At 66.4% G+C, this 24,950-nt stretch carries 21 protein-coding genes and 2 tRNA genes; 15 read left to right on the top strand and 8 right to left on the bottom strand.

The features are described from left to right. Nucleotides 1-121 precede the first annotated feature (121 nt). On the bottom strand, nucleotides 122-988 hold the full coding sequence (gene nadC / locus CSC65_RS08690; RefSeq protein WP_162410165.1) for a carboxylating nicotinate-nucleotide diphosphorylase: 867 nt from the start codon (nucleotides 986-988) through the stop codon (nucleotides 122-124). A gap of 6 nt (nucleotides 989-994) precedes the next feature. Continuing rightward, nucleotides 995-1,264, bottom strand: a complete 270-nt coding sequence (locus CSC65_RS08685; RefSeq protein ID WP_162410164.1) for a Trm112 family protein — start codon at nucleotides 1,262-1,264, stop codon at nucleotides 995-997. A gap of 59 nt (nucleotides 1,265-1,323) precedes the next feature. On the opposite strand from CSC65_RS08685, the gene purE reads away from it, so the two are divergent. Then, the gene (purE, locus tag CSC65_RS08680; protein ID WP_162410163.1) at nucleotides 1,324-1,848 is read left to right on the top strand and encodes a 5-(carboxyamino)imidazole ribonucleotide mutase; all 525 of its coding nucleotides are present in this window, start codon (nucleotides 1,324-1,326) and stop codon (nucleotides 1,846-1,848) included. Continuing rightward, nucleotides 1,845-2,996, top strand: a complete 1,152-nt coding sequence (locus tag CSC65_RS08675) for a 5-(carboxyamino)imidazole ribonucleotide synthase (RefSeq protein ID WP_162410162.1) — start codon at nucleotides 1,845-1,847, stop codon at nucleotides 2,994-2,996. The genes purE and CSC65_RS08675 overlap by 4 nt, the downstream gene beginning before the upstream one ends. 158 nt (nucleotides 2,997-3,154) lie before the next feature. Here the strand turns inward: CSC65_RS08675 and CSC65_RS08670 are convergent, their stop codons facing one another. Beyond that, the gene (locus CSC65_RS08670; RefSeq protein WP_162410161.1) at nucleotides 3,155-3,733 is read right to left on the bottom strand and encodes a superoxide dismutase; all 579 of its coding nucleotides are present in this window, start codon (nucleotides 3,731-3,733) and stop codon (nucleotides 3,155-3,157) included. 100 nt (nucleotides 3,734-3,833) lie between these two features. Between CSC65_RS08670 and grxD the strand changes: the two genes are divergently transcribed. From grxD to CSC65_RS08615, 11 genes are all read left to right on the top strand, one after another. Next, nucleotides 3,834-4,154, top strand: a complete 321-nt coding sequence (gene grxD, locus CSC65_RS08665; RefSeq protein WP_162410160.1) for a Grx4 family monothiol glutaredoxin — start codon at nucleotides 3,834-3,836, stop codon at nucleotides 4,152-4,154. After that, nucleotides 4,151-4,912, top strand: coding sequence for an SDR family NAD(P)-dependent oxidoreductase (locus CSC65_RS08660; RefSeq protein ID WP_162410159.1), 762 nt, complete (start codon nucleotides 4,151-4,153; stop codon nucleotides 4,910-4,912). The genes grxD and CSC65_RS08660 overlap by 4 nt, the downstream gene beginning before the upstream one ends. Continuing rightward, nucleotides 4,909-5,505 (top strand): YhgN family NAAT transporter, encoded by a 597-nt coding sequence (locus CSC65_RS08655; protein WP_162410158.1) that lies wholly within the window; start codon nucleotides 4,909-4,911, stop codon nucleotides 5,503-5,505. The genes CSC65_RS08660 and CSC65_RS08655 overlap by 4 nt, the downstream gene beginning before the upstream one ends. 206 nt (nucleotides 5,506-5,711) lie before the next feature. After that, nucleotides 5,712-9,122, top strand: a complete 3,411-nt coding sequence (locus tag CSC65_RS08650) for a TonB-dependent receptor (protein ID WP_238390328.1) — start codon at nucleotides 5,712-5,714, stop codon at nucleotides 9,120-9,122. 135 nt (nucleotides 9,123-9,257) lie between these two features. Further along, complete coding sequence (gene ppnN, locus CSC65_RS08645) at nucleotides 9,258-10,646, top strand: nucleotide 5'-monophosphate nucleosidase PpnN (protein ID WP_162410157.1); 1,389 nt, start codon at nucleotides 9,258-9,260, stop codon at nucleotides 10,644-10,646. Nucleotides 10,647-10,857: 211 nt separating this feature from the next. Continuing rightward, entirely contained in the window at nucleotides 10,858-11,364 is a 507-nt protein-coding gene (locus tag CSC65_RS08640; protein WP_162410156.1) for a GspH/FimT family pseudopilin, read from the top strand. Beyond that, the gene (gene pilV / locus CSC65_RS08635) at nucleotides 11,361-11,858 is read left to right on the top strand and encodes a type IV pilus modification protein PilV (protein ID WP_238390327.1); all 498 of its coding nucleotides are present in this window, start codon (nucleotides 11,361-11,363) and stop codon (nucleotides 11,856-11,858) included. Before CSC65_RS08640 ends, pilV begins: the two co-directional genes overlap by 4 nt. After that, complete coding sequence (locus CSC65_RS08630) at nucleotides 11,855-12,910, top strand: PilW family protein (protein ID WP_425501330.1); 1,056 nt, start codon at nucleotides 11,855-11,857, stop codon at nucleotides 12,908-12,910. Before pilV ends, CSC65_RS08630 begins: the two co-directional genes overlap by 4 nt. A gap of 5 nt (nucleotides 12,911-12,915) precedes the next feature. Next, nucleotides 12,916-13,443: a pilus assembly PilX family protein gene (locus CSC65_RS08625; RefSeq protein ID WP_238390326.1), complete on the top strand. Its 528-nt coding sequence runs from the start codon at nucleotides 12,916-12,918 to the stop codon at nucleotides 13,441-13,443. 10 nt (nucleotides 13,444-13,453) lie between these two features. Continuing rightward, on the top strand, nucleotides 13,454-17,146 hold the full coding sequence (locus CSC65_RS08620) for a pilus assembly protein (protein WP_162410155.1): 3,693 nt from the start codon (nucleotides 13,454-13,456) through the stop codon (nucleotides 17,144-17,146). A 35-nt stretch (nucleotides 17,147-17,181) separates the two neighbouring features. Beyond that, nucleotides 17,182-17,598 (top strand): type IV pilin protein, encoded by a 417-nt coding sequence (locus CSC65_RS08615; protein WP_202922860.1) that lies wholly within the window; start codon nucleotides 17,182-17,184, stop codon nucleotides 17,596-17,598. 116 nt (nucleotides 17,599-17,714) lie between these two features. Here the strand turns inward: CSC65_RS08615 and CSC65_RS08610 are convergent. Both CSC65_RS08610 and CSC65_RS08605 read right to left on the bottom strand, forming a co-directional pair. Next, nucleotides 17,715-17,791 (bottom strand) — tRNA-Asn (locus CSC65_RS08610). A gap of 83 nt (nucleotides 17,792-17,874) precedes the next feature. Next, nucleotides 17,875-18,411, bottom strand: a complete 537-nt coding sequence (locus CSC65_RS08605) for a GspH/FimT family pseudopilin (protein ID WP_162410153.1) — start codon at nucleotides 18,409-18,411, stop codon at nucleotides 17,875-17,877. A 303-nt stretch (nucleotides 18,412-18,714) separates the two neighbouring features. Between CSC65_RS08605 and uvrB the strand changes: the two genes are divergently transcribed. Both uvrB and CSC65_RS08595 read left to right on the top strand, forming a co-directional pair. After that, nucleotides 18,715-20,739: an excinuclease ABC subunit UvrB gene (uvrB, locus tag CSC65_RS08600; protein ID WP_162410152.1), complete on the top strand. Its 2,025-nt coding sequence runs from the start codon at nucleotides 18,715-18,717 to the stop codon at nucleotides 20,737-20,739. A 169-nt stretch (nucleotides 20,740-20,908) separates the two neighbouring features. After that, nucleotides 20,909-20,983: transfer RNA gene (locus CSC65_RS08595), tRNA-Val, on the top strand. 773 nt (nucleotides 20,984-21,756) lie between these two features. Here CSC65_RS08595 and CSC65_RS08590 read toward each other — a convergent pair. Genes CSC65_RS08590 through CSC65_RS08580 form a run of 3 tightly spaced genes read right to left on the bottom strand, consistent with a single transcriptional unit; the run spans nucleotide 21,757 to nucleotide 24,946 of the window. After that, a complete protein-coding gene (locus tag CSC65_RS08590) occupies nucleotides 21,757-24,099 on the bottom strand; it encodes a phage/plasmid primase, P4 family (protein ID WP_162410151.1) in 2,343 nt (780 codons plus the stop codon). Nucleotides 24,100-24,101: 2 nt separating this feature from the next. Next, nucleotides 24,102-24,746, bottom strand: a complete 645-nt coding sequence (locus tag CSC65_RS08585) for a hypothetical protein (protein WP_162410150.1) — start codon at nucleotides 24,744-24,746, stop codon at nucleotides 24,102-24,104. Next, complete coding sequence (locus CSC65_RS08580; RefSeq protein ID WP_162410149.1) at nucleotides 24,743-24,946, bottom strand: hypothetical protein; 204 nt, start codon at nucleotides 24,944-24,946, stop codon at nucleotides 24,743-24,745. Before CSC65_RS08580 ends, CSC65_RS08585 begins: the two co-directional genes overlap by 4 nt. Between the last annotated feature and the right edge of the window lie 4 nt (nucleotides 24,947-24,950).

The raw sequence follows: 24,950 nt of genomic DNA, 5'->3' as shown, positions 1-24,950 counted from the left end.
TCGGATAACGCCAAGGGGGCGGCGTGGGGGACACGACTGCAAGGGCGCGGCGTTGCGTGCGCGCGTTTGCGCGGCGGGGTCGCGGGCCCTGAGCAGGTGCGGGCCGCCCGGCCGATCAGGTCTATCGCGCCGGCGGCGGACCGAGCTTCATCGACAGGTCGATCGCCCGCACGTGCTTGGTGAGCGCGCCGATGGAAATGAAGTCCACGCCATCGGTGGCGATAGCGCGCAGGCCTGCCAGGTCCACGCCGCCGGAGACCTCCAGCGGGATGCGCCCATCGAAGGGTGCGGCCCGGGCGATACGCACGGCTTCGCGGCGATCGGCCGCGGTGAAGTCATCGACCAGGATGCGGTCGCAGCCGGCGGCCAGCGCCTCGCGCAGCTGGTCCAGCGTTTCGACCTCCACGATCAGCGGCAGCGCGGGCTGGGCATCGCGCGCCTTCGCGATGGCCCGGGCAACCGAGCCGGCCACGCGGATGTGGTTCTCTTTCAGCATCACCGCGTCGTACAGGCCGATGCGGTGGTTGGCGCCCCCACCGGTGCGCACCGCGTACTTCTGCGCCTGGCGCAGTCCGGGCAAGGTCTTGCGGGTATCGAGGATCACCGTGCCGGTGCCGCGCACCGCTTCGACGTGGGCAGCGGTGGCGGTGGCGGTACCGGAAAGGGTCTGCAGGAAATTCAGCGCGGTGCGCTCGGCGCTGACCAGCGCACGGCTGCGCCCCTCGAGCAGGGCGAGCACGCTGCCGGCGGCCACGCGCGCACCTTCCTCGATGTTCCATTCGATCCTCACCTGCGGGTCGAGCGCGCGGTGGCAGGCATCGAACCAGGGCCGCCCGGCGATCACCGCATCCTCCTTGCACAGCAGGTAGGCGCGTTCGGGTACGTCCGGCAGCAGGGCGGCGGTGACGTCGCCACTGCCGAGGTCTTCGTCCAGTGCACGCCGCACGTCGGCCTGCACGAGCGCATCCGGTGGCGGCTGGAGTAGCACGCCTGCTCAGGCCGACGGGAAGTCGGCCACCTGCGCGGTGGCGAGTGCTTCTTCGACCAGCAGCACCGGAATTCCGTCGTCGACCCGGTACACCTGCTTGCGGTCACGGGTCACCAGCGCTTCGCGCAGGGGCGCGGCCTGGGGGCTGCCGTCGGCGCGCCGGACCTGGCCGGCCGCGATCGCGCGGTTCAGCGCATCCAGTCCGCGCGATTCCAGCAGTGCCAGCGGCTGGCGGGTGTCGGGCGAACACAGCAGGTCGAGCAGCTTGCGGTCCATGGGTCCGGTCGGGTCGCGTGGAAGGCGGCTAGAATACGGCCTTGTCACCGAGGACGGCCATGCCAGCCCAGCCCAACCCGCCAGTGGCGCCCCTGACCACCCCGCTCGTGGGCCTGGTGATGGGCTCGCGTTCCGACTGGGAGACGATGCAGCACGCGGCGCAGAAGCTCGATGCGCTGGGCGTTCCGCATGAAGTGAAAGTGGTCTCCGCGCACCGCACGCCCGACGTCCTGTTCGAGTACGCCGCCAGCGCCCAGGCGCGCGGGCTGCGGGCGATCATCGCCGGTGCCGGTGGCGCGGCACACCTGCCGGGCATGCTCGCGGCCAAGACCGCCGTGCCGGTGCTGGGCGTTCCGGTGCAGAGCAAGGCGTTGAACGGCATGGATTCGCTGCTGTCGATCGTGCAGATGCCCGCCGGCATCCCGGTGGCGACCTTCGCCATCGGCAATGCGGGTGCGGCCAACGCGGGATTGTTCGCGGCCGCAATTCTGGCGACCGACCATCCGCACATCGCGCAGGCGCTCGATGCGTTCCGCCAGCGCCAGACCGACGACGTCACCGCCAACGACGACCCGCGGCAATGACCACGGTCGGCATCCTCGGAGGCGGGCAGCTGGCCCGCATGCTCGCTCTTTCGGGCGCGCCCCTGGGGCTGCGCTTGCTGGTCATGGATACCGTCGCCGACGCGTGCGCCGGCCAGTTCGCGCCTTTGCTGGTCGGCGACTACCGCGACGAGGTCGCGCTGGCCGAATTCGCCTCCAGGGTCGACGTCGCCACCTTCGATTTCGAGAACGTACCGGCCGAAAGCGCCGAGTGGCTGTCCGCACGCGTGCCGGTGTTCCCCAACCCGCGCGCGCTCGCGGTGGCGCAGGACCGGCTTGCCGAGAAGACCCTGTTCCGCGAGCTGGACATTCCGGTGCCCGAGTTCGCCGCGGTCGCCGATCGGGTGGGCCTGGATCGCGCGCTGCAGGCGGTAGGCGTGCCGTGCATCCTCAAGACCCGCCGCCTGGGGTATGACGGCAAGGGCCAGTTCCGGATCCGTTCGCATGCAGATGCCGATGCGGCCTGGGCCGCGCTAGGCGCGCAGGCCGGCGCGGTCGGTTTGATCGTCGAGGCCTTCGTCCCGTTCGAGCGCGAACTGAGCGTGGTCGCGGTGCGAGGCCGCGACGGCGAGTTCCGCACGTGGCCGCTGACCGAGAACTGGCATGTTGACGGGGTGCTGTCGGCCAGCCTGGCGCCGGCGAAGGTCGATGCCGCGCTGGCGCAGACCGCCACCACCTACGCGCGCCGGCTGGCGGAGCGGTTGGACTATGTAGGCGTGTTCGCGCTGGAACTGTTCTGCCGCAACGGCGAGCTGCTGGCCAACGAGCTGGCGCCGCGCGTGCACAACTCCGGCCACTGGACGATCGAGGGCGCCGAAACCTCGCAGTTCCAGAACCACCTGCGCGCCGTGCTGGGCCTGCCGCTGGGGGCGACCGCGATGCGCGGACGCGCCTGCATGCTCAACTGGATCGGGGCGATGCCCGATGCCGCCGCAATCCTGGGTGAACCCGGCGGCCACTGGCACGACTACGGCAAGGAGCCGCGCGACGGGCGCAAGGTCGGGCATGCGACGCTGCGCGCGGACGATCCGCAGGTGCTGGCCGATATCCTGGAGCGGGTCGGGCGTGCGCTCGGCCGGGAAGCGCAGTGCGCACCGCCGGTAGCGGCGCTGCGCGATAGCGGCGCCTGATCACGCGCGGCAGGGGGCTCGCGCCCCTGGAATAGGTCGCACATCGCGGTCGTGTCCGCTCGCTGCGACGTCCCGGGCCGTTGCGGACGTGGATATGCCAGCAAGGCGGTGCCCCGGTTTGCGGAGGGGCGGGCACCGGCGGGTTCACCGCCACGCCATCAGCGCAGGCGCTTCGCCACCGCGTCCCAGTCCACGACCTTCCAGAACGCCTCCAGGTATTCGGCACGCCGGTTCTGGCGGTCGAGGTAGTAGGCGTGCTCCCACACGTCGCAGGCGAGCAGGGGCGTATCGGCACCCGTCAGCGGGGTCGCCGCGCCGCGCGTGGCGACGATGCCCGGGTTGCCGTCCGCGCGTTGCACCAGCCAGACCCAGCCAGAGCCGAACAGGCCCAGCGCCATCCGGGTGAACTCCTCGCGGAAGCGGGAGACGTCGCCGTACTGGCGCGCCAGCAGTCCGGCCAGGGCGTCCCCCGGCTCGCCGCCGCCGCGCGGCGACAGGCAGGCCCAGTAGAAGCCGTGGTTCCAGGCCTGTGCGGCGTGCTCGGCGAGGCGGCCGCGCGCGCGGCGCACGACCTCCTCCAGCGGCAGCCCGGCCAGTCCGCTGCCTTCGAGCAGGCGGGCGGCTTCCTCGACATGGGCCCGGTGGTGCGCGCCGTGGTGCAGGTCCAGCGTGGCGGCGGAAATGTGCGGCTCCAGCGCATCGCGGGCGTAGGGCAGGGCGGGCAGTTCGATGGCCATGCATCCTCGGGATGGGGTTCGGCGTCGGTGCGGTGGATTACAATTGCGACTTCAGTTTAGCCGACGGCGGGGCCGCTCCCCGGCGTCCAGGAGAGTCGCAATGGCGGTGATGGAGCGCATCCAGGCCGAAGTGGAGAGCCATCCGGTGGTGTTGTTCATGAAGGGCACGCCGGCCTTCCCGATGTGCGGTTTCTCCGCGCGCGCGGTCCAGGCCCTGCAGGCGGCCGGTGCCGAGCAGCTGCACACGATCAACGTGCTCGAGGAGCCGGAAATCCGCGCCAACCTGCCGCGCTATTCCAACTGGCCGACGTTCCCGCAGCTGTTCCTGCACGGCGAGCTGATCGGCGGCTGCGACATCACCCTGGAGCTGCTCGAAGCCGGGGAACTGCAGCGCATGGTCAACGAAGCGCAGTCGCAGTGAGTCTGCTCGAACTGCCTTCCGCCGCGCCGCGACCGCTGGCCGGCCGCGTCATCCTGCTCAGTGGCGCCCATGGCGGCCTCGGTGCCGAGGCGGCGAAGGCCTGCGCGGCCGCAGGCGCGACCCTGGTCCTGCTCGGCCGCCGCCTGCCCAAGCTCAACCGGGTCTATGACGCGGTGGCCCAGTGCGGTCCGGAGCCGGTGCTGTACCCGCTCGACCTGGAGGGCGCGGGACCGGACGACTATGCCGAACTGGTCGACCGCCTGGAGGCCGAACTGGGTCGGCTCGACGGAGTCCTGCATTGCGCCGCGGAATTCCGCGGCCTGACGCCGCTGGAGCACCTGGATCCCGCCGCCTTCGCCCGCGCCATCCACGTGAACCTGACGGCGCCGTGGTGGCTGGTCCAGGCCTGCCTGCCGCTGCTGAAGCAGGCGCCGGACGCCTCGGTGGTGCTGGCCGTGGACGATCCTGCCCGCGTGGGCGCGGCCTATTGGGGAGGCTACGGCGTGGCCCAGCACGGCCTGCACGCGCTGGTCGGCATGCTGGCGGCGGAACTGGCTGCCACGGCGGTCCGGGTCGCCGGGCTGCAGCCCGGGCCGATGCGGACGCCCCTGCGCGCACGCGCCTATGCCGACGACGTCGGCGAGGACCTGCGCGATCCCGAGGCCTATGCCGGGGCCTGCGTCACCTTGCTGTCGCCGGCCGGCGCCGCCTGGCGCGGCTCGGTATGGGGTGCGTCCGCCGGGAATGCCGGTCAATGACCATCCTGTCCGCGGCGCTGCTGCTGTTCCTGATCCTGGATCCGCTGGGGAACATTCCGGTCTTCCTCAGCGTGCTCAGGCCGCTGCCGCCCAGGCGCCAGCGCATCGTGCTGATCCGCGAGCTGCTCATCGCCCTGGCCGTCCTGATGCTGTTCCTGTGGTGCGGCAAGTACTTCCTGGAGCTGATGCACCTGCGCCAGGAGTCGGTCTCGATCGCCGGCGGCATCGTCCTGTTCCTGATCGGCATCCGCATGATCTTCCCCCGGCCGGAAGGGCTGATGGGCGAGATCCCCGACGGCGAGCCGTTCATCGTCCCGCTCGCCATCCCGCTGGTGGCCGGCCCCTCGGGCATGGCGGCGGTGATGCTGATGGGCAGCAACGAACCGCACCGGCTGGGGGACTGGAGCCTGGCCCTGCTCCTGGCCTGGGGCGGAACGGCGGCGATCCTCATGGCCGCGCCGTATCTCTACCGGCTGCTGGGACGCCGGGCCCTGATCGCGATCGAGCGCCTGATGGGCATGCTCCTGGTCGCCATCTCGGTGCAGATGCTGCTGGACGGCCTGGCCGTCTACCTGGGGTTGCCGGCCGCCTGAGTGGCGGGCCGCTGCGTGCGGCTGGGGGTTATTTCTTTCGACGCCAGGTGGTGCGGCGCAATATTTTTTTCGTCACGTAGTGGTCACATCTGCAACCTAGCATGTTAATCTGGCGTTAACCCCTGTGATGCCTGTCGCAGGGAAGCCAATCCAGCCGCCCTGCCTGGGCACCTCGCCTGAAATGTCACTCCTACCCGAGGCTTCTCATGACTGATACCCGTCGACTCAGGATGTCCAAACTCACCCTGGGTCTGGTCGCCGCGCTTGCCGCCGCTCCCGCCTTCGCCCAGAGCACCTCCGCCGGCGTCGGCGGTCTCGTCACGGACAACGGCGGCCAGCCGGTCACCGGTGCCGAAGTGGTCATCACCCACGTGGAGTCCGGCACGATCAGCCGCGCCACGACGGACGCCAGCGGTCGCTGGACGGCCCGCGGCCTGCGCGTCGGCGGCCCGTACGAGATCACGATCACCAAGCCGGGTGCCGGCACCAAGACCGAAGACAACGTCTTCCTGGCCCTGAACCAGGTGAGCACCGTGAACGCGGCGCTGACCGGCGACGTGACCACCCTCGGCGCCGTGCAGGTCACCGGCGTGTCCGGCGGCTCGGAAGTGTTCAGCGCCACCAAGATGGGCTCGGGCACCAGCGTCGACCAGCGCATCATCGAGGCGTTGCCGTCGATGAACGGCAACATCCAGGACTTCATGCGCCTGGATCCGCGCGTGACCTTCACCGACCGCGCTTCGGGCAGCATGACCGCCGGCGGCCAGAACCCGCGCTTCAACAAGATCACCATCGACGGCGTCTCGGCCAGCGACACCTTCGGCCTGGAAGGCAACAACATGCCGACCATGCGCCAGCCGGTGTCGATGGAGGCCATCGAGGCCATCGACATCAACCTGTCCAACTACGACGTGTCGCTGTCCGGCGCCGCCGGTGCCAGCGTCAACGCGGTCACCAAGTCGGGCACCAACGAATTCCATGGTTCGGTGTACGGCACCTACCGCGACGGCGACTGGTTCGGCGACTACCCGGCGCGCATCGCCGGCAGCAGCGCCGATGTGACCGGCCTGGCTTTCGACGAGTTCTCTGAGGAGTCGACCTGGGGCGTGACCCTGGGCGGCCCGATCGTCAAGGACAAGCTGTTCTTCTTCGCCAACTACGAGAAGTTCAAGCAGAGCGACATCGGCCCGGCCGGCCAGAGCCAGGGCGTCAACCCGCTGGATGCCGGCAGCGTCGATTTCACTGCCGCCGACCTGGCCGAAGTGCAGCGCATCGCCAGCGACGTGTGGGGCTTCGACGCCGGCGGCATGTCCGGCAGCGGCGACACCGAGCTGGAAGAGTACGCGCTGAAGCTGGACTGGAACATCAACGAGGACCACCGCGCCAGCCTGCGCTACAGCAAGCTGGAGCAGAACCGCGTGCGTCCCGACGCGCCGACTGCCAGCCTGATTTCGCTGAGCTCGAACTGGTTCAACCACGCCAAGACCGTGGAGAGCTACGTCGGCCAGCTGTTCAGCGACTGGAGCGACACGTTCTCCACCGAGTTCAAGGTTTCGTACCGCGACTACTCGGCGGTCCGCGTCAGCCCGACCAACGCGCCGACCATCCAGGTCTACTTCGACGACGGCATCGCCGGCAACGGCAACGACGCCCCGATCGGCACCAACAGCAACAGCACCAGCGGCCTGGATGCGATCCGCCTGGGCACCGAGCGCAGCTCGCCGGGCAACACCCTGCTGACCGAGTCCTGGAGCTACTACGGCGCCGGCGTGTGGACCGTGGGCGACCACGACATCAAGTTCGGCGCCGAGTACAGCGAGACCGAGATCTACAACTTCTTCCTGCAGGACTTCTGGGGCAACTACAGCTTCTACGTCCCGCGGGTGAACGGCGTATCCAACTTCGGCAACCTGCTGCGTGGCCAGTACTTCGACTACGACCTGCAGACCAACCCGACTGACCCGAACGCGATCGCGGCCCGTTACACCAACAAGAACACCGGCCTGTTCATCCAGGACACCTGGTACGTCAACAGCAACCTGACCCTGACCGTCGGCCTGCGCGCCGACAAGCCCGACGCCAGCCCGACCCCGCCGTACAACGCGTGCTTCGGCGCGGCCCCGGGCACCGCCAATCCCGCCTGCGGCAGCGGCTACACGGGTGGTTTCGGCCTCGACAACACCAGCACCTACAACGGCGACTTCATCGTCCAGCCTCGTTTCGGCTTCAACTACACCTTCGACAGCGAGCGCCCGATGCAGCTGCGCGGTGGCGTGGGCCTGTTCCAGGGTGATGCGCCGCAGGTGTGGGTCGGCAATGCCTACAGCAGCACGGGCATGAACTACATCTCGTTCCAGAACGGCACCGCCTGGCAGACCGTCCCGTTCAGCGCCGACGGCCTGAACCAGAACGTTCCCCCGGGTGGCTCGGGCGTGCGCAACGTCAACGTGATCAGCGAAGACTTCGAGCTGCCGTCGGTGTGGAAGGCCAACCTGGCCATCGATGTAGAGACCCCGTGGTGGGGCACCGTTGCGTCGGCCGAACTGCTGCTGACCGATGTCAACAACGGCCTGTTCTACCGCAGCCTCAACGTTGGTCCGGGCTACATGGGTCCCGATGGCCGCGTGCTGTACTGGAACCCGAACAGCCCGCGTCCGTTCGGCAACACCTCCGCCGGCGCCACCCCGACCAACGGCGCGCGCTACAACCGCAACGGCTACTTCGGCGACGTCCTCCTGCTGGAGAACACCAACAAGGGCAAGGGCCAGCAGCTGACCCTGTCGCTGGCCAAGCCGTTCAGCACCGACAGCGACTGGTCCTGGACCGTGGGCTACACCTACACCCAGGCCACCGAAGTGGGCGCGCTGACCAGCTCGACCGCCGGCTCCGGCTTCGGTTCGCAGTACGGCTTCAACATCAACGAGCCGAATTCCACCACCGCCCGCTACGAGATCAGGGACCGCTTCACCGGCGCCCTGAACTGGTCGCACAAGTTCTTCGGCGACAACGCCACCCAGGTCGGCCTGTTCTACGAAGGCCGCAGCGGCCGTCCGTACAGCTACATCTTCAACAACGACGCCAACGGCGACAACCGCACGTTCAACGACCTGTTCTACGTGCCGGCCGGCCCTGGCGACGTGCTGTTCGGCAGCATGAACGCGACCACCGGTGCGTTCACTCCGAACGCGGCGATGGAGCAGGCGTTCTGGGCGTGGATGGCGGAGAACCCGCAGCTGCAGCGCTACCGCGGCAGCTACGCGCCGGAGAATGCGTTCAACGCCGGCTGGGTGAATACCTTCGACATCCGCATCAGCCAGGAGCTGCCGGGCTTCTTCGATGGCCACAAGTCGAAGATCTGGCTGGACATCCAGAACGTCGGAAACATGATCAACAAGGACTGGGGCCACATCGTCGACTACGGCTTCAACGCCAACCAGGCCGTCGCGTCGCTGGTGGGCATTTCCAACGGCAAGTACGTCTACGGCTACCGTGGCAACTTCAACGGTTCGCCGCAGTTCGGCCAGACCCCGGCCGAGGGCATCCCGACCAACTCCGACAGCCAGACCAACGGCATTTCGCAGTGGTCGCTGCAGGTGGGCCTGCGCTACGACTTCTGATCCGGAAGTCCGACGCGACGCGTGACCGAAACGGCCGGGGCGACCCGGCCGTTTCCTTTTTGGGGCGCAACGGTGCTTTGCAGCGGCTGCTGGAGTAGAGTCGGCGGCCGGTTTCCCGAGATTCGGCAAGGTTCCATGAACGAAATGGTCGCCACGAGCACGCTGCCCGTGCAGGACGCACGCATCTTCCCGCGCGGCGGGCTCGATGTACTTTCGCGAACCGAGGTGGCGCGCCTGCGCGATGCCTCCAGCGGTGGCATGCACGAGCTGCTGCGCCGCTGCGCGCTGGCGGTGCTAACCAGCGGCAGCGCCAACGATGATCCGCGCGCCGCGCGCGACCTCTATCCGAACTTCGATATCCAGGTCACCCAGCAGGATCGTGGCGTGCGCATCGACCTGGCCAACGCGCCGGCGATGGCCTTCGTCGACGGCGAGATCATCCACGGCGTGGCCGAGCTGCTGTTCGCCACCGTGCGCGACCTGGCCTGGACCGCGATCGAGCTGGGCGAGGACTGCAAGGGCGCCGACCTCGATACTTCGCCGGGAATCACCGACTCGGTGTTCGGCCTGCTGCGCAACGCGCGGATCCTGCAGCCGTCGGATCCGAACCTGGTCGTGTGCTGGGGCGGGCACTCGATCTCGCGCGAGGAGTACATCTACACCAAGCAGGTCGGCTACGAGCTCGGCCTGCGCGGGCTCGACATCTGCACCGGCTGCGGCCCGGGCGCGATGAAGGGGCCGATGAAGGGCGCGACCATCGCCCATGCCAAGCAGCGGCGGGCCCGCACCCGCTACATCGGGATCACCGAGCCGGGCATCATCGCCGCCGAATCGCCGAACCCGATCGTCAACCACCTGGTGATCATGCCGGACATCGAGAAGCGCCTGGAGGCGTTCGTGCGCCTGGGCCACGGCATCCTGGTGTTTCCCGGCGGCGTCGGCACGGCGGAGGAAATCCTGTACCTGCTGGGCATCCTCTTGCGCGAGGAGAACGCGGACCTGCCGTTCCCGCTGATCCTCACCGGTCCCACCATCGCCGCGCCGTACTTCGAGCAGATCGACCGGTTCCTGCGCCTGACCCTCGGCGAAGCGGCGACCTCGCGGTACGAGATCGTGGTCGGCGATCCGGCCGCGGTATCGAAGAAGATGGCCGCGGGCATCCGCAAGGTGCGCGAGGCCCGCATCGCGCACAAGGACTCGTTCTACTTCAACTGGGGCATCGACATCCCGCTGGAGTTCCAGCGCCCGTTCGTGCCGACCCACGAGGCGATGGCCGCGCTGGACCTGCACCACGGCCGCCCGCCCTCCGCGCTGGCCGCCGACCTGCGCCGGGCGTTCTCCGGCATCGTGGCCGGCAACGTCAAGGAGGACGGCCTGCGCCGGATCGAGGAGCACGGGCCCTTCGAGATCCACGGCGCCCCGGACATGATGGCGGCGCTGGACGGCCTGCTGCGCGCGTTCGTCGAACAGCGGCGGATGAAGATCGCGGGGGAATACCGGCCCTGTTACCGGGTGGTGGCCTGAGCGAGGGCTGCCGGATCGGCGCCTGTGTTGGCGGCACTGGCCGCCTTGAGGGGGCGTGACGCGACCCCGATCACGGAACGCCCGGCGCCTTTTTTCCGATTCGCCGTCTGGGTTTCCCGCCTCTCCGGCCAGACCGACCGTTCGTCCCGGCGCCGCTTGCGTCCGTTTCCCGTCGGGCTAGTCTGCCCGGGTCACGTTGGGGAACGTCCGCATGCCGTCCAACCGCCAAACCGGCTTCACCTTGGTCGAACTGATGATCGCCGTCGCTGTGCTGGCGATCCTGCTGGGACTGGCCTTGCCCAGCTTCCAGGCCAGCATGCGCTCCAACCGGGTCGCGACGACCAGCAACGAGCTGCTCGGCTCTCTTTCACTGGCACGTACCGAGGCGATTCGCGGCCTGGGACCGGCGGGTGTGTGTGCCAGCGCTGACGGAGCCGCCTGCACGGCGACTACCGACTGGGCCAACGGCTGGATCGTCTGGCGCGAAGACCGGGCCGCGGGCGGCGTGACGACGCGTACGGTGGTCCGTTACATCCAGCCCAAGCAACGGATGGCGATCGTCGGCCCGAACGACGGCATGCAGTTCACGACCCAGGGACGCGCGCAGGGCGGCGCTGACCGTTTCGGCGTGGCGCCGGCAGACGCCGTCGCGCCTGCCCGCTGTCTCATGATCAACGCCACGGGTCAGGCGCGGATCAGCCAGGGAGCCTGCGTATGAACCGGATAGCAAGGCGTCAGCGGGTGATCGGTGCAGGCCGCATGGCCGGTTTCAGCCTGATCGAGGTCATGGTCGCGGTTCTGGTTCTCGGCATGGGGCTGCTCGGTTTCGCGCTGTTGCAGACCATGAGCGTACGCTTCACCCAGAGTGCCAGCCAGCGCACCCAGGCCACCAACCTCGCCTACGACATGCTGGACCAGGTCCGCGTCAACCGGCTCGCCGTGGGCCAGTACGTGGGCAACTACACCGCAACCGTCGCCGGTGCCGCATGCCAGCCGGACGGCACCGTCACCCCGGCGAAGTACCGCGGTGTGTGGGAATGCCGGCTGGGCAAGGCGCTGGGCGCCGGCGCGACGGCGAACGTGGCCCTCAACGCCGGCCAGGTCACGGTCTCCGTCACCTGGGGTGACGAGCGCTGGAACGATTCGGACGGTGACGGCACGGTGAGTGCGGCCGAAAGCAACCAGACTTTCGTGACGGTGACCCGCCTGTGAAAGCGAATTCAAAGAAGAAGATCAGTGGCCTGTCGCTGATCGAGCTCATGATCGCGTTGCTCATCGGCAGCATCCTGCTGATTGGGGTCGTGCAGATCTTCAGTGCCTCGCGCACCGCCTATCAGCTGTCCGAGGGCATGTCCCGGGTGCAGGAGAATGGGCGCTTCGCTCTCGACTATCTGCAGCGTGATCTCCGCATGGCAGGTCACTTCGGTTGCGTGAACGATCAGGCGCGCGGGCAGATCGCCGGTGCACTGACCTCGCATTTCACCGCTAACGGGCCGATGGACTTCGGGTTTTCGGTGCGTGGCTATGACAACGCCGATCCGGCAGGCATCACCCTGTCTCCGGCGCGGCGCGCCGGGACCGACGTGCTCGTGCTGCGCTTCATGAGCGGGAACGGCATCCCGATCACGGCGATCGATCCCGCGGGTTCGACGGTGGATGTGGATCCGGCCAAATGGACGGTCCTGACCGATGGTGGCGTGGCCGCTCCGACGGTCTTCGGTGTTGCCGATTGCGCCTTCGCCGACGTGTTCGCAGCTGACAGCGTCAATGCTGGGGCCGGCCAGGTGGCCGCCCCCAGTACTGTCGATCTGGCGCGTTACGGGGCCAATCCGGAAGGTGGGCCGACCATGCTGTACCGCGCCGAGTCGGTCGTCTATTACATCGGTGCCGGTGCGGGCGGGCAGCCATCGCTGTGGCGGGCACGGGTCAATACCGACGGTTCTACAACCAGCGAAGAGCTGGTGGAGGGGATCGAGGATATGCAGTTCCGCTACGGAATGGACCGTAGGCCCGCGACCAATCCCAGCGGCTATATCGCCACTCAAGGTGGCGCTGCGGACGTCGGCACGACCGAGGTCGAGTGGCGCAGGGTCGGCCAGATCCAGGTGGCGCTGCTCGCGGCCAGTCCGAATGCGGCGGCCTCGGCGCAGGCACAGACGGTGCCGACCCTGTTCGGTGTCAACGCCGCGCCAGCATCCGACGGACGCTATCGCACCGTCTACGAAACCAGCATCGCCCTACGCAATCGCCTTTACGGGAATTGACCGTCATGCATCGAATCCATTTCGCCCGACGTATGCGCCGGCCAGCGTTCCAGAGCCCTGTCGCACAACGCGGTGCGGCGCTCTATGTCGCGTTGATGATCCTGATCCTGCTCGCTCTGCTCGGCATCACCGGCATGCAGGTCGCCGGGTTGCAGGAGCGCATGGCCGCGAACTACTTGGGCGTCAACCAGGCCTTCCAGACCGCGGAGGCCGACCTTCGCCTGCGTGAGTGCTTCATCGAGGGCGTGGTCAACCGTGACGGTGCCTGCGCCGCTGGTGCGACCACGATCGAACAGCGCTGCGATGACGGCTTCGATGCGACCAATTGGGCAGCACAGATGTCGACCGACGTGCCGCAGGTCAACCGGGTCAACGTGCGCTCGATTGGCTCCTGCATTTCGGGCAACTCCCCACTCGATATGGGCGTGGGTCCGGTGAACGAAGACCCGAATCCGGTCTACCAGGTCACCGTCTACGCCACCAATAATGCGGCCACTGCCAATGCGGCGGTCGATACCATCTTCCGCCCCTGAGGAGCCGGTCATGGCGCCCCGTCGCACCCGACTGATCGCAATTTCCGCCACCGCAGCCGCCGCTATCGCGGGTGGTTATGGGTTGTACCTGGCTGCCCAGACCGCGCCGCCCGAGCTGGCGCAGGCGCCGATGAACATCACCAATGTGATCCCGCCAGCGTTCCTGATGGCCGTGGACAACTCGGGCTCGATGAGTACGGACGAGACGCTGTTCAGGACTGCCACCGGTCCTGGCTACCTGTCCAGCAACAGTTTCTTCGACAGTTCGGGCAATCTGCGGACCTCCGGCACCAGCGTGACCAAGCACATGGACGGTGGTTACAACGCCGACTTCTATGGCGCTCTCCGTTCACCGGAACACAACCGGGCGTTCTTCAATCCGACGACTACCTATCTGCCGTGGCGTACTTCGACCGGCTTGCTGGAAGCCAACGCGCCCACCAATGCGGCTGCAGAGGATCCGCGTGGTGCCGGCTTCGGCGCCGCGACGCCGTTTACGACGTACGATTTCACTACGTATCTGACCACCACCGAGACTTGGCCCACCGGCAAGGTGATCCCGGAAGGAACCTGGGTTCGGAACAACCGTACCTGCAATCGCGCGCCGGGTAGCACCACCACGACGGACGCCTGGGTGCAGTACGCATCCGAGAAGACGATGACGGCGGACTGCTCTACCGAGTTCCGCTACTACCCGGCACGGGTGTATCTGAGCACCACTGCCACACCGCCGCCCGGCTATGACATCACCAAGCGCGTGCTGGTCAGGGGCGCCGGCCCCGGCGGTGCGGACATGTACCGCTACGACTACGTCGCCGGCAATTTCACCACCGGTGGCGCCGAGGCGGTGCAGAACTTCGCCAACTGGTGGACCTACTACGGCAACCGCAACCGCGCGATGATCGCGGCGATGACCCATTCGGTGTCCGATTTCACCCGGATGCGGGTCGGTTATTTCCAGATCAACACGCCGCCGACCGCGCGGGGAGACGCCAACGATCCGAATATCCTGATGCGGGACATGGGCGTGCAGGCGGATCGAGATGCGCTCTACACGTCCATGCGTGGCTTGAACGCGTCAGGCAACACGCCGACCCGCCGGGCCACGGCACGCATGGTCAGGCAGTTCATGCGGACCGATGCCGGTGCCCCGATCAAGCTGCAGTGCCAGAAGAACGCCGGCATGCTATTCACCGATGGCTATACCAATGAAAGCCCTTCCGGTGCCGCTACGAGCTACTGGAATGTCGGCAACGTCGATGGCAGCTATCCCGCGCCCTACGGCGGCGGCACGTCGTCGTCCGACACCATCGCCGACTATGCGATGTACGGTTACACCACCAATCTTCGCTCCGACCTGCCCGCGGGGAAGGTGCCGGTGCCAAACGTCTGCAATACCACGCCCATCCCCGACGGCGTGGACTGCAACACCAATCCGCACATGAATTTCTATGGTGTCACCCTGGGCGCGCGTGGTGCGGTCTATGACGTAGATGCGGCAGCCACCGCCAATCCGTATGCCAATCCGCCGAACTGGGCGGCGACCGGAACCACCAATACCAGTCCGTCGAACGTCGACGATATCTGGCATGCCGCGCTCAACTCCCGCGGCGAGTTCATCAATGCGACCTCGCCCACGGAAATCACCGAGGCGATGCGTCGCATCCTGGCGGCGGTCAACGAAGGCACATCGCCGGCGGGGACGATCGGCGTAACCGGCTCCCGAATCGGTGGTGGCTCGCTGACCGTCGAACCTCGCTACGAGTCCACCAACAACGGCACGGACTGGTACGGCAAGCTGCAGGCACACACGGTGACCGCGAATGCTTTGACCGGTGAAACCACGTTCACCGACGCCTGGGAAGCGGGTGCGAGCCTCATGGCGCAGGGCGCAGGCGCGCGCGACATCCGTTATGGCACGACCGCTGCCAGCGTGGTGCCGACCGTACAGGCATTCAATGCCGGTACGCTGACCTTGGACAGCCTGTGCGCGGCCGCCGATCCGCTGAAGACGGTCGCCTGCTCGACAGCGGGCATCAGCGCGCTGGCAAGCGGCTCGATGAACATCGATCGAGCCGTGGCCTACCTGCGCGGCGATCGCACCGATGAAGGCGTGTTGCGTACGCGTACCTCGATTCTCGGGGACATCGTCAATTCCTCGCCGGTCATTTCGGCGCATACCGACGACTACGGCTACCGCAGCATGGGCGGCAGCTACGCCACGTCCTACGCGACCTACCTTACCGCCAAGCAGGCTGCAGCCCGTCCACTGGTCCTGGTTGGTGCCAACGATGGCATGTTCCACGTGTTCGACGGGCGCGCCACGGGGACGGGCGGCAACGAGCTCTTCGCCTACATTCCGGCCACCTCGCTGGGTCACATGGGCAACTTGCTGTTCCCGTACGTGGCGGCGGACAAGAACAACCAGAAGTTCGAACACCGCTATTTCGTCGACGGCCAGATTGCGGTCTCCGACGTCTACATGGGCGGTGCCTGGCATACCATTGCGGTCGTTGCATCGGGAGCGGGTGGACGCAGCGTCTTCGCACTGGACATCACCAATCCGGGTGCCATCAGCGTGCTCTGGGAAGTGAACGACCGGATCACCGGAAACGCCGCGATTTCCAATAACATCGGCTACGTACTGGGTCAGCCGGTCATCGTGCCGTTCAAGACCGCGACTGGCACCATCAGCTGGAAGGCGATCTTCGGCAACGGCTATAACAGCAGCAGCCAGCAGGCCAGCCTGTTTGTGGTCGATGTCGCCACCGGCGCCACCAGTACGATCGTTGCCAGCGAAGCGACTGCGCCCGCCTACAATGGCCTGGGCAACGTCTCTGTGGTGGACACGAAGCGTCGCAATCTCGACAACGATGCATGGATCCCCGGACGCGACGGTTTCGCCGACACGGCCTATGCGGCCGACCAGAATGGCGCCGTATGGAAGTTCGACCTGCTGGCCGATGCCGTTGCCCTCGGGGGTGAGCCGCTGTTCATCGCGCAGAATGGGGGCGCGCGCCAGTCGATCACCGGCGGCGTCACCGTCGCAACCGGGCCTGGTGGCGGCACGATGGTGTATTTCGGTACCGGCAGTTTCATCTTTACTGGTGACCCCCTGGATACGAGCATCCAGACCATGTACGGAGTGCTTGACCGAGGCGCGCCTGTTTCCGGCCGTGGCGTCCTGCAACAGCAGAGCGTCGGGAGCGATTCGGGTGCCTTCCGCGCAACCACGAACCATGCCTTGGGTGCTGGAATGTACGGCTGGTATATCGACCTGCCGGCGGGTGAGCGGATCATCGGTTACCCCAGGATCGAGAGCGGCATCGTTTTCTTCCCGACCTACGAGGCGGCGACCGCGACTTCCGGCGATTGTTCGGTTAGCGGTACCAACTGGCTCTATGGCCTAAACGCCCTGAGTGGCGGCGCGGCCATGACCAATGTCCGGATGGGGTCGCCCACGGGCCCACAGCCCGCTTCAACGACTGGCGCCGTGTCGCTCTCGACAGGTGGTTCCGCACCGGTCAAGGACGTCGCGATCATGACCGCGCCCCGGGTGAGCCCACTTGCGCCCGGAGCGGCGCAGGCGGATATCGATGCCACGCTGGACGCGCAGTGCTCGATGGTGGTGCGCGTTGCGGGTGCACCGGCGATGTACCTGCCCAGGCCTTGTGGTCGGCAGTCCTGGAGGCAGGTGCGATGAACAAGGCCACGTATTTGAAAAGGGGAACGGGACCGATGCAGAACCGCAGCTTCGCAGCCGCAGCTGGTTTCACCCTGATCGAGCTGATGGTGGTGGTCGCCGTGGTGGCGATCCTGGCCGCGATCGCTGTCCCGTCCTATCAGGAGCAGATCCGCAAATCGAGGCGCGCACAGGCCAAGGCCGACCTGGTGGAGTACATGCAGGGAGGGGAGCGCTTCTTCACCGTCAACAACACCTATGTCGGATATGCGCTTCCTAACGGGCAATCGCCACGCGAAGCGGGGGCCACGGCGCGTTATACGTTGGCCGCCAGCACGCAGACGGCCACGCAGCTCGTGCTCACTGCAACCGCGGTGGGTCCCCAGGCAAGCGATCGGTGCGGGGATCTGTCGGTCAGCAATACCGGCCTGAAAACCCGGAGCGGTGCAGCCGCCCTGGCCGACTGCTGGTAACCGCCCAGGCCACGAAACAAAAGAAGCCGCCCTTGAGGCGGCTTCTTTTGATGCGTCAACCGCATCTGGAGTGCATGAAGACGAAGGGCCGCGATCGCTCGCGGCCCTTCAATATCTGGCGCCCGAAGTTGGACTCGAACCAACGACCCCCTGATTAACAGTCAAGTGCTCTAACCGGCTGAGCTATTCGGGCGGGGGCGCACATTGTATGGGCAGGAGTCCGGTGTGGGCAAGGCGCTGATGAAAGCGGCGGCCCTTGGCCATGGGCGACAGGGCCTAGTGGCATGGGGTCGGGGAGCGGGGGCCCCGCGTCCGCACCCTCCCCACGTTGTTGACGATCACTTCGCCCTGCAGCCGGCCCGCCGTGCAGACGCGCAAGGTGACGTTGCTGCCGCCGCTGCGGCCGTCCGGCTGGTAACGCACGCGCAGGCGACCGGCGCTCGCCAGCACCTGGACCGAATCATGAACCGGCTGGCGGATGTCACGGAGGACGTCCTCCGGACGCCGCGGCTGGTCGCTGCGGCCGGGGTCGCGGTAGAGCAGCCAGCCGGCGCTCCAGTCAGGCTGGCCGAGGCAGCGCCCCTCACCCCCGGACGGGCAGACCGTGACCGGCACGCGTGCCGTGATCGCCGTGTTCCGTGCCTGCGCCAGCTGGGCGGCCAGCTGGTGCGTGGCCGACGCCGCGCGCTGCCGCTGCAGCGTCTCGCGGAAGCCGGGCAACGCCAGTCCCAGCAGGATGGCCAGGATCGACACTGTGATCGACAGTTCAACGAGGCTGAACCCGGAGAGGCGACCCGGCGCATCCTTGCGCATGGGCGAAGTCCTTTTCGCTCGGGAGGTTCAGGTTGGCGCAGGGGCTCTGGTGCCGGAATCGGCGGTTGCCTGGCCGTGATGTAGGAATTTGGCGTGATCGACGGACTCGCGGCTGCGCGATGACGGGCTGGCGGATCCAGCGACCCGTCTTCCCGAGGGCAGGCGCTCGCAGGCGAGGGGGCCTGGTGGGGAGACGGGCGACGTGGGTGCTCCGGGATGATGGCCCGCGTGCGGAGTACCACACGGCGTCGATGCGCCCCCTGTCTATACTGGCCTGTCCCCCAAGACGGCACCGATCCGCGCATGAGCGAGCGATTCGAGCTGGTATCCCCGTATGCCCCTGCGGGCGACCAGCCGCAGGCGATCGAGAAACTTGTCGCCGGCTTCGAGGCCGGCTTGGCCAAACAGGTGCTGCTGGGCGTGACCGGTTCGGGCAAGACCTACACCATGGCCAACGTGGTCCAGGCGGTGCAGAAGCCGACCCTGGTCATGGCGCCGAACAAGACGCTGGCGGCGCAGCTGTACGGCGAATTCAAGGCGTTCTTCCCAAACAACGCAGTCGAATATTTCGTCAGCTACTACGACTACTACCAGCCGGAAGCTTACATCCCGTCGACCGATACCTTCATCGACAAGGACAGCTCGATCAACGACCACATCGAGCAGATGCGCCTGGCCGCGACCAAGGCGCTGCTGTCGAGGCGCGACGCGCTGGTGGTGGGCACGGTGTCGGCGATCTACGGCCTCGGTGCGCCGGAGGACTACCTGTCGCTGCGCCTGATCCTGTCGCGCGGCGAGCGCCTGGACCAGCGTGAGCTGCTGCGCCACCTGACCCAGCTGCAGTACACGCGCAACGAATACGAACTGCAGCGCGGCACCTTCCGCGTGCGCGGCGAGGTGGTCGACGTGCACCCGGCCGAAAGCGACGCCGAGGCGGTGCGGATCGAACTGTTCGACGGGGAGATCGAGAACATCGCGCTGTTCGATCCGCTCACCGGCGAGGTCATGCGCAAGTTGCCGCGCTACACGATCTATCCGAAGACCCATTACGCGACCAGCCGCGAGCGGGTGCTGAGCGCCGTCGACACGATCAAGATCGAGCTCCGCGAGCGGCTCGAGCAGCTGTACGCGCAGAACAAGCTGGTCGAGGCCCAGCGCCTCGCCCAGCGCACCCAGTTCGACCTGGAGATGATGGCCGAGGTCGGCTACTGCTCGGGCATCGAGAACTACTCGCGGCACCTCACCGGCAAGGCGCCGGGCGAGCCGCCGCCGACCCTGTTCGACTACCTGCCGCCCGACGCCTTGCTGGTGGTGGACGAATCGCACGTGACCATTCCGCAGATCGGCGCGATGTACAAGGGCGACCGCTCGCGCAAGGAGACGCTGGTGGAGTTCGGATTCCGCCTGCCTTCGGCGCTGGACAACCGCCCGTTGAAGTTCGAGGAGTGGGAGGAGCGCGCGCCGCGCGCGGTCTATGTTTCGGCCACGCCGGGACCGTACGAACTGCGCGAGGCGGGCGACCAGATCGTCGAGCTGGTGGTGCGGCCGACCGGACTGGTCGATCCGCAGGTCGAGATCCGCCCGGTCGCCACGCAGGTCGACGACCTGATGGGCGAGATCAACAAGCGCGTGGCGATCGGCGATCGCGTGCTGGTCACCACGCTGACCAAGCGCATGGCCGAGAACCTCACCGATTACCTGTCCGAGCACGGGATCAAGGTGCGTTACCTGCACTCGGACATCGAGACGGTCGAGCGGGTGGAGATCATCCGCGACCTGCGCCTGGGCAAGTTCGACGTGCTGGTCGGCATCAACCTGCTGCGCGAGGGCCTGGACATGCCCGAGGTGTCGCTGGTGGCCATCCTCGACGCGGACAAGGAGGGATTCCTGCGTTCGGCCGGTTCGCTGATCCAGACCATCGGCCGCGCCGCGCGCAACCTGCGCGGTACCGCGATCCTGTACGCGGACCGGATGACCCGCTCGATGCAGGTGGCCATCGACGAGACCGACCGGCGCCGCGAGAAGCAGGTCGAGTACAACACCGAGCACGGCATCGTCCCGCGCGCGGTGGTGCGTCCGGTGATGGACGTCATGGAAGGTGCGCGCTCGGAGCCCGGCGAGGGCAAGGGCAAGACGGCACGCGGCAAGGCGCGGCAGGTCGCCGAGGCGGCCGCCGACTACGGGGTGATGGATCCGGCCCAGGCCGCGGTGAAGATCCGCGAACTGGAGCAGCGCATGTACCAGCACGCCCGCGACCTGGAGTTCGAGGACGCCGCCCGCCTGCGCGACCAGATCCGGCGGCTCAAGGAAGCCAGCCTGGCCGGCTGACCGCCTGCGAATACCGGGCCGGGTGGGCGCTGGCGGAGGGCCGGGTACATGCGCGGCGGCGAACGGACCTGCAGTGACGGCGCGACCGTGCCGCCAGGTTGTGGCTGGCCCCGGCCGCGGGGTAGAATGCGCGCCCTGCCGCGGGCAATCCGCGCAGGTTGGCAGCACCGGGCGGTTAGCTCAGCGGTAGAGCACTACCTTGACATGGTAGGGGTCACAGGTTCGAACCCTGTACCGCCCACCAATTAAATCAGCGGCTTGGCCGCTTTTTAATTGGGCAGCATGGAAAAAGTATGGAAAACAGGGGGTGGAATTACCCCCCGTACCCGGGAACTCACCCCCCGTACCCTCCGTCCATACACACCCTATTTGTTTTTAACCCCGCCTGGGTAGCAAAGCGCTGGCCTTAGCTATTGCTGCGTGCGGCCGTGCGCTCTGACAGCGTTCGGTGTGTCGCCTACCTCCACTGAGGTGGAGCTAGATCACCGGCGGCTGGCCCACCTAAGGGACCCCCGACTCTTCAGCGCCTTGATGAGCTCAGCATCGCTGAGTCGCCAAGGACGCATGACGGCGAGCGTCCCGTGTATCAACCTGGCGATATCACCCTCGGCCACGCCTGCAGCGCGCAGCCGGTGTACGTGTCCGCGAAAGTTCCACTGCTGCCATGGTGGACATGCCGCCCACGACCGCTCGTAGCGGCGCATCGCTTGGGACGCGGCTATCCGCTGCGGTGTCCAGAACTCGATGTCAGCAGGGTCGTCAGTTCGCATAATTCACTGCCAAGTAGTCGCAAAACGCGTTTTGAACTAGGCGCGGACATTTTTTGCCAAAAATTGGACGCTTTGGGCAGGTGGTGTTCAAAGCATTCGCACCGGAATCCCTTGATATATAAGGCTTCTGGCGCTTTGGACAGATTGGACACGTTAAGTAGGGTCTGACCTAGCATCGAACCCCTATAGGAGGTAGTGCGATCTCGGCTCGCATCTGTCCGATACGTCCACGGAGATTGCATGGTCATCAACCTGTTTCGCAGCCCTCGGGATTCAGCACGACGTTGAATCCCCGCGTGCCCCGGTACTTCACACATTCGTAGCCCCGTTCCTGCATTGCGGCGGCGAATGATTTGGGCGTAAGCGGATGCCGGGTCTGGCCAGAAAAGCCCAAGTAGTCATGTCGCAGCTCTTCGCCCGACGTAAAGCCCCCCGGCTCGATACGCGAAGCAACCCACTCACCAAATACGTCCTGCTGTGCGCGGTAGCTGTCGCGCGCTTCGCGCATGGCACCTGGTTGTTCCAGGCCCTTTACATGCCAAGCAACGCCGCCAAGCACAATCCATGCAAGGATCCCTGGCGCCTCCGCGATGAGGGCATCGTCGAGCGTCCTGTCAATGCTCCGAGGTTTATGCTTGAACTCTAGGACCGCTACGCGCCGATAGAAGGCGTCGCCCACGTCTCGGGTGTTTGGCCGGTGGTTGCCCCGCACGACGATCTTCCATGTCGGGATTACGCTGAACGCGTGGGCACCGCCCACCTCGCGCATCTGGATTGGCTCGCGGGACACCAGCTGCTTAAAAACCGAGTCGTCCCAGGCCTCGCCCTTTTTGACTTCGTTGACGGCGGCGAGGCGTTTACCCGCGAGCGGGGTCAGGCCCCCGGTGTGCTCGTTTGCCGATCGACGCCGACCGGTGTCCGATAGCAGCTGGGAAGCCGCGGCGGTGGCGTAGCTGGTCGAAGATGCCTCGCCGCCGAACGCGTGCATGATCGCCTTGATCACCGTCGATTTGCCCGTGCCGCCCGGACCGATCGCGAGCACCATAAGCTCCTCGCGGTTGTCGCCAGTGGCGCAGTAGCCGAACCACCGCTGGCACCAGTCGACAGTTTCGGGATCAGCCAATGCCTCGGCAAGGAAGGCGCGCCACCGAGGGCAGGTTGCAGCCGGGTCGTACGCGTGGCCCGTGCACAAGGTGATCCGGTCATCTGGGTCCGCGGACTTGAGTGCGCCGGTACGGAGGTCCACCGTCCCGTTCGTGCACGCGAGCAGCATCGGATCCTTGTCCAGCAGTGCCTCGTCAACGCGAAGCATGATGCAAACGGCCCGTAGGACCCGGTCCTGCACGTTTTGCTGAAGCAACAAACGGGCAGCTTTTGCGCGACGCTCCTTGGCCGTGTCCGTCGGGTCCGCATGGAAGGTGCGGGCGGCCTCGTCAGCTTGCTCGCGCGCGTGACGCTTCAGCTCTGCAGCCACTTTCCCTCCATCTGGCTGCCAGAACGCACCTGTCCACCAGAAAAATTTGCCGCGAGCGAACATTGCCCGGCCGGCCAACGCGCCCTCGAATCGGCATGCGAATCCGTCATCTGTGCCGAAGGCAGGGCAGTCTTGATCTGCCTGGCCAGCGAGGTGGTAGAGCGTGGCTGGGGTGATCCCGCCCTCTGGACACAGACTCATCCAGTCCGTGGCCCACCGGTCAGGATCGAACCTGGACGAACGTTCAGACCATGCCCTCGCGATCGGGCCCATTACATCTTCAGGCCAGCCATATGACTTCAGCGAGGCTAGGACCCGAATCCAGGTGGCCCTGTCATTGACCGCGGAGGGGGGCAAACGGTTGAGCGCAGAAGCCACCTCCGCCTGCGCTTCCGGCGTATGCGGGCGCGCTGGAAAGACAAGCTCACGCGTCCCGGCCACCTCCACCTGACGCTTGAGCATGTCGTCAACGTCGAGTGGTGTGGCTGCATCGCGCAAGCCGATCATCCGGCAGCCTTCTTGGGGGCTGAAGGCGATGTGCGCCGAGTCCTGCATCGACGGGTCGATGATTACCTCCGCATCCGCGTGGGAGCCGACGTTCACGCCTAGCGCTTGCGACAGGTCCCGTGCCAGTACACGGGCTAGATCCTTTGCCTCCGCCGCTATCACTGGACGGCTCAGTAGGAGAATCATCCGCGCACGTGGTCGTTCGTTCGTACTGCTGGCGGTGAACCAGCCAAAGCAAGGCGCGAGCTCTCGCAGGGCGCTTACTAGCGATAGCAGGAGCGCGATGGGCTTCGCATCAGAATCAAGCGGGTACACGCCATCCACGTCGAGGATCAGAAGCGGCCAAGGTTGTGCGTTTGCCGCGGAACGGCGTCCGCTGCCGGCCATGGGTTGGGCGATCCATGGCAATGGCGCGGTCTCCTTCCAGCGCCTCATGCCGGCGACATCCAGACCACGAGGCGTGAACGGACCGCGATGCTGCTCCAGCGCCTCTGCCAACGCAGAAATCGTTGGTGCGATGCGTTGTTCGGGACGCGCATCCTTGGCGCCTACGCCGAAGCTGTACGGGATTGAGGGATAAGTTGTTGCTGAGACAATCGGAGTGGGCACTATCAATCTCCGCTCGTCAGGGCCAATGTCCGCAGTGCCCCGCTTCGAAGCCGCTCGAGAGTCGTTGTAGCTGCGGCACGCTCGGCCTCGCTGAGCTCCTCATCGTCGATATCAGAAATGAGGCTTATGGCAAGACCGCAAGGTAGGCATGTGTCCGGGAGGTAGAGTGGGATCTCAGAACGCAAGATTTCTCGAAACTGCATGGAGACCTCTCGGAACCGCTCGACATCTTCAATCGCCTTAGCGGCAATAAGGTGCGCCCACGTAACTAGGGCGGGCGTCCGATCGAGAAGAAAGCCTATAGGGTTGCGTACCATGCGGTCGATGAATTGACGCAGGCCTTCTTCCAGAATGGAGCCTGGGCCCACCCATACCCTCGCCGTGATCGATCCATCGGCCATGTATCGAAGATCCACCTGCTCGAGTGCCGCACAACGGCACTCTAGGCCGCGCACAATCCATGGCAGTGAGCTGAGTGCGGCTCCTTTGCGAGCGTATTTCAGATTGAAGTCGTAGCCACAGGCTCCATGATCCGGCGCTGGTCCGGAATCCTGGATCATGTGGAAGCGGAACTCTGTCTTGAGGAGCTGGTGATTCCTCGAGTCTTCGGCACCACGCAGGTGCTCGAAATAACGATCCTGCGTCATGCCAGTGCCTCCCGCGGATTTTTGCGCTCGGACAGACGCTCGCCAAGGGAATCGAGCGAATCGATGAAAACGTAGCGGCGACGACCAATGGTGAAAGTCTCGAGCAGGCCATTCTTGGCAAGCTGGAATGCCACGCTACGGCTTATCCCGCGTGCGCGGCAGGCGTCCACGAAGGACGCAAATGGGCGTGAGATGTGCATTGCG

Origin of the sequence: Pseudoxanthomonas daejeonensis (assembly GCF_010093205.1) — a bacterium.
In the GTDB taxonomy this organism is placed as follows: Bacteria; Pseudomonadota; Gammaproteobacteria; order Xanthomonadales; family Xanthomonadaceae; genus Pseudoxanthomonas; species Pseudoxanthomonas daejeonensis.
This window is presented reverse-complemented; position numbering and strand designations above follow the sequence as displayed.

Coding starts and splice junctions, on each gene's coding strand:
- CSC65_RS08605 (WP_162410153.1), bottom strand. CDS start 18,411: ATGCGCAAGGATGCGCCGGGTCGCCTCTCCGGGTTCAGCCTCGTTGAA.
- CSC65_RS08615 (WP_202922860.1), top strand. CDS start 17,182: ATGCAGAACCGCAGCTTCGCAGCCGCAGCTGGTTTCACCCTGATCGAG.
- uvrB (WP_162410152.1), top strand. CDS start 18,715: ATGAGCGAGCGATTCGAGCTGGTATCCCCGTATGCCCCTGCGGGCGAC.
- CSC65_RS08620 (WP_162410155.1), top strand. CDS start 13,454: ATGGCGCCCCGTCGCACCCGACTGATCGCAATTTCCGCCACCGCAGCC.
- CSC65_RS08625 (WP_238390326.1), top strand. CDS start 12,916: ATGCATCGAATCCATTTCGCCCGACGTATGCGCCGGCCAGCGTTCCAG.
- CSC65_RS08670 (WP_162410161.1), bottom strand. CDS start 3,733: ATGGCCATCGAACTGCCCGCCCTGCCCTACGCCCGCGATGCGCTGGAG.
- CSC65_RS08585 (WP_162410150.1), bottom strand. CDS start 24,746: ATGACGCAGGATCGTTATTTCGAGCACCTGCGTGGTGCCGAAGACTCG.
- purE (WP_162410163.1), top strand. CDS start 1,324: ATGCCAGCCCAGCCCAACCCGCCAGTGGCGCCCCTGACCACCCCGCTC.
- pilV (WP_238390327.1), top strand. CDS start 11,361: ATGAACCGGATAGCAAGGCGTCAGCGGGTGATCGGTGCAGGCCGCATG.
- grxD (WP_162410160.1), top strand. CDS start 3,834: ATGGCGGTGATGGAGCGCATCCAGGCCGAAGTGGAGAGCCATCCGGTG.
- CSC65_RS08655 (WP_162410158.1), top strand. CDS start 4,909: ATGACCATCCTGTCCGCGGCGCTGCTGCTGTTCCTGATCCTGGATCCG.
- ppnN (WP_162410157.1), top strand. CDS start 9,258: ATGAACGAAATGGTCGCCACGAGCACGCTGCCCGTGCAGGACGCACGC.
- CSC65_RS08685 (WP_162410164.1), bottom strand. CDS start 1,264: ATGGACCGCAAGCTGCTCGACCTGCTGTGTTCGCCCGACACCCGCCAG.
- CSC65_RS08580 (WP_162410149.1), bottom strand. CDS start 24,946: ATGCACATCTCACGCCCATTTGCGTCCTTCGTGGACGCCTGCCGCGCA.
- CSC65_RS08640 (WP_162410156.1), top strand. CDS start 10,858: ATGCCGTCCAACCGCCAAACCGGCTTCACCTTGGTCGAACTGATGATC.
- CSC65_RS08675 (WP_162410162.1), top strand. CDS start 1,845: ATGACCACGGTCGGCATCCTCGGAGGCGGGCAGCTGGCCCGCATGCTC.
- CSC65_RS08650 (WP_238390328.1), top strand. CDS start 5,712: ATGACTGATACCCGTCGACTCAGGATGTCCAAACTCACCCTGGGTCTG.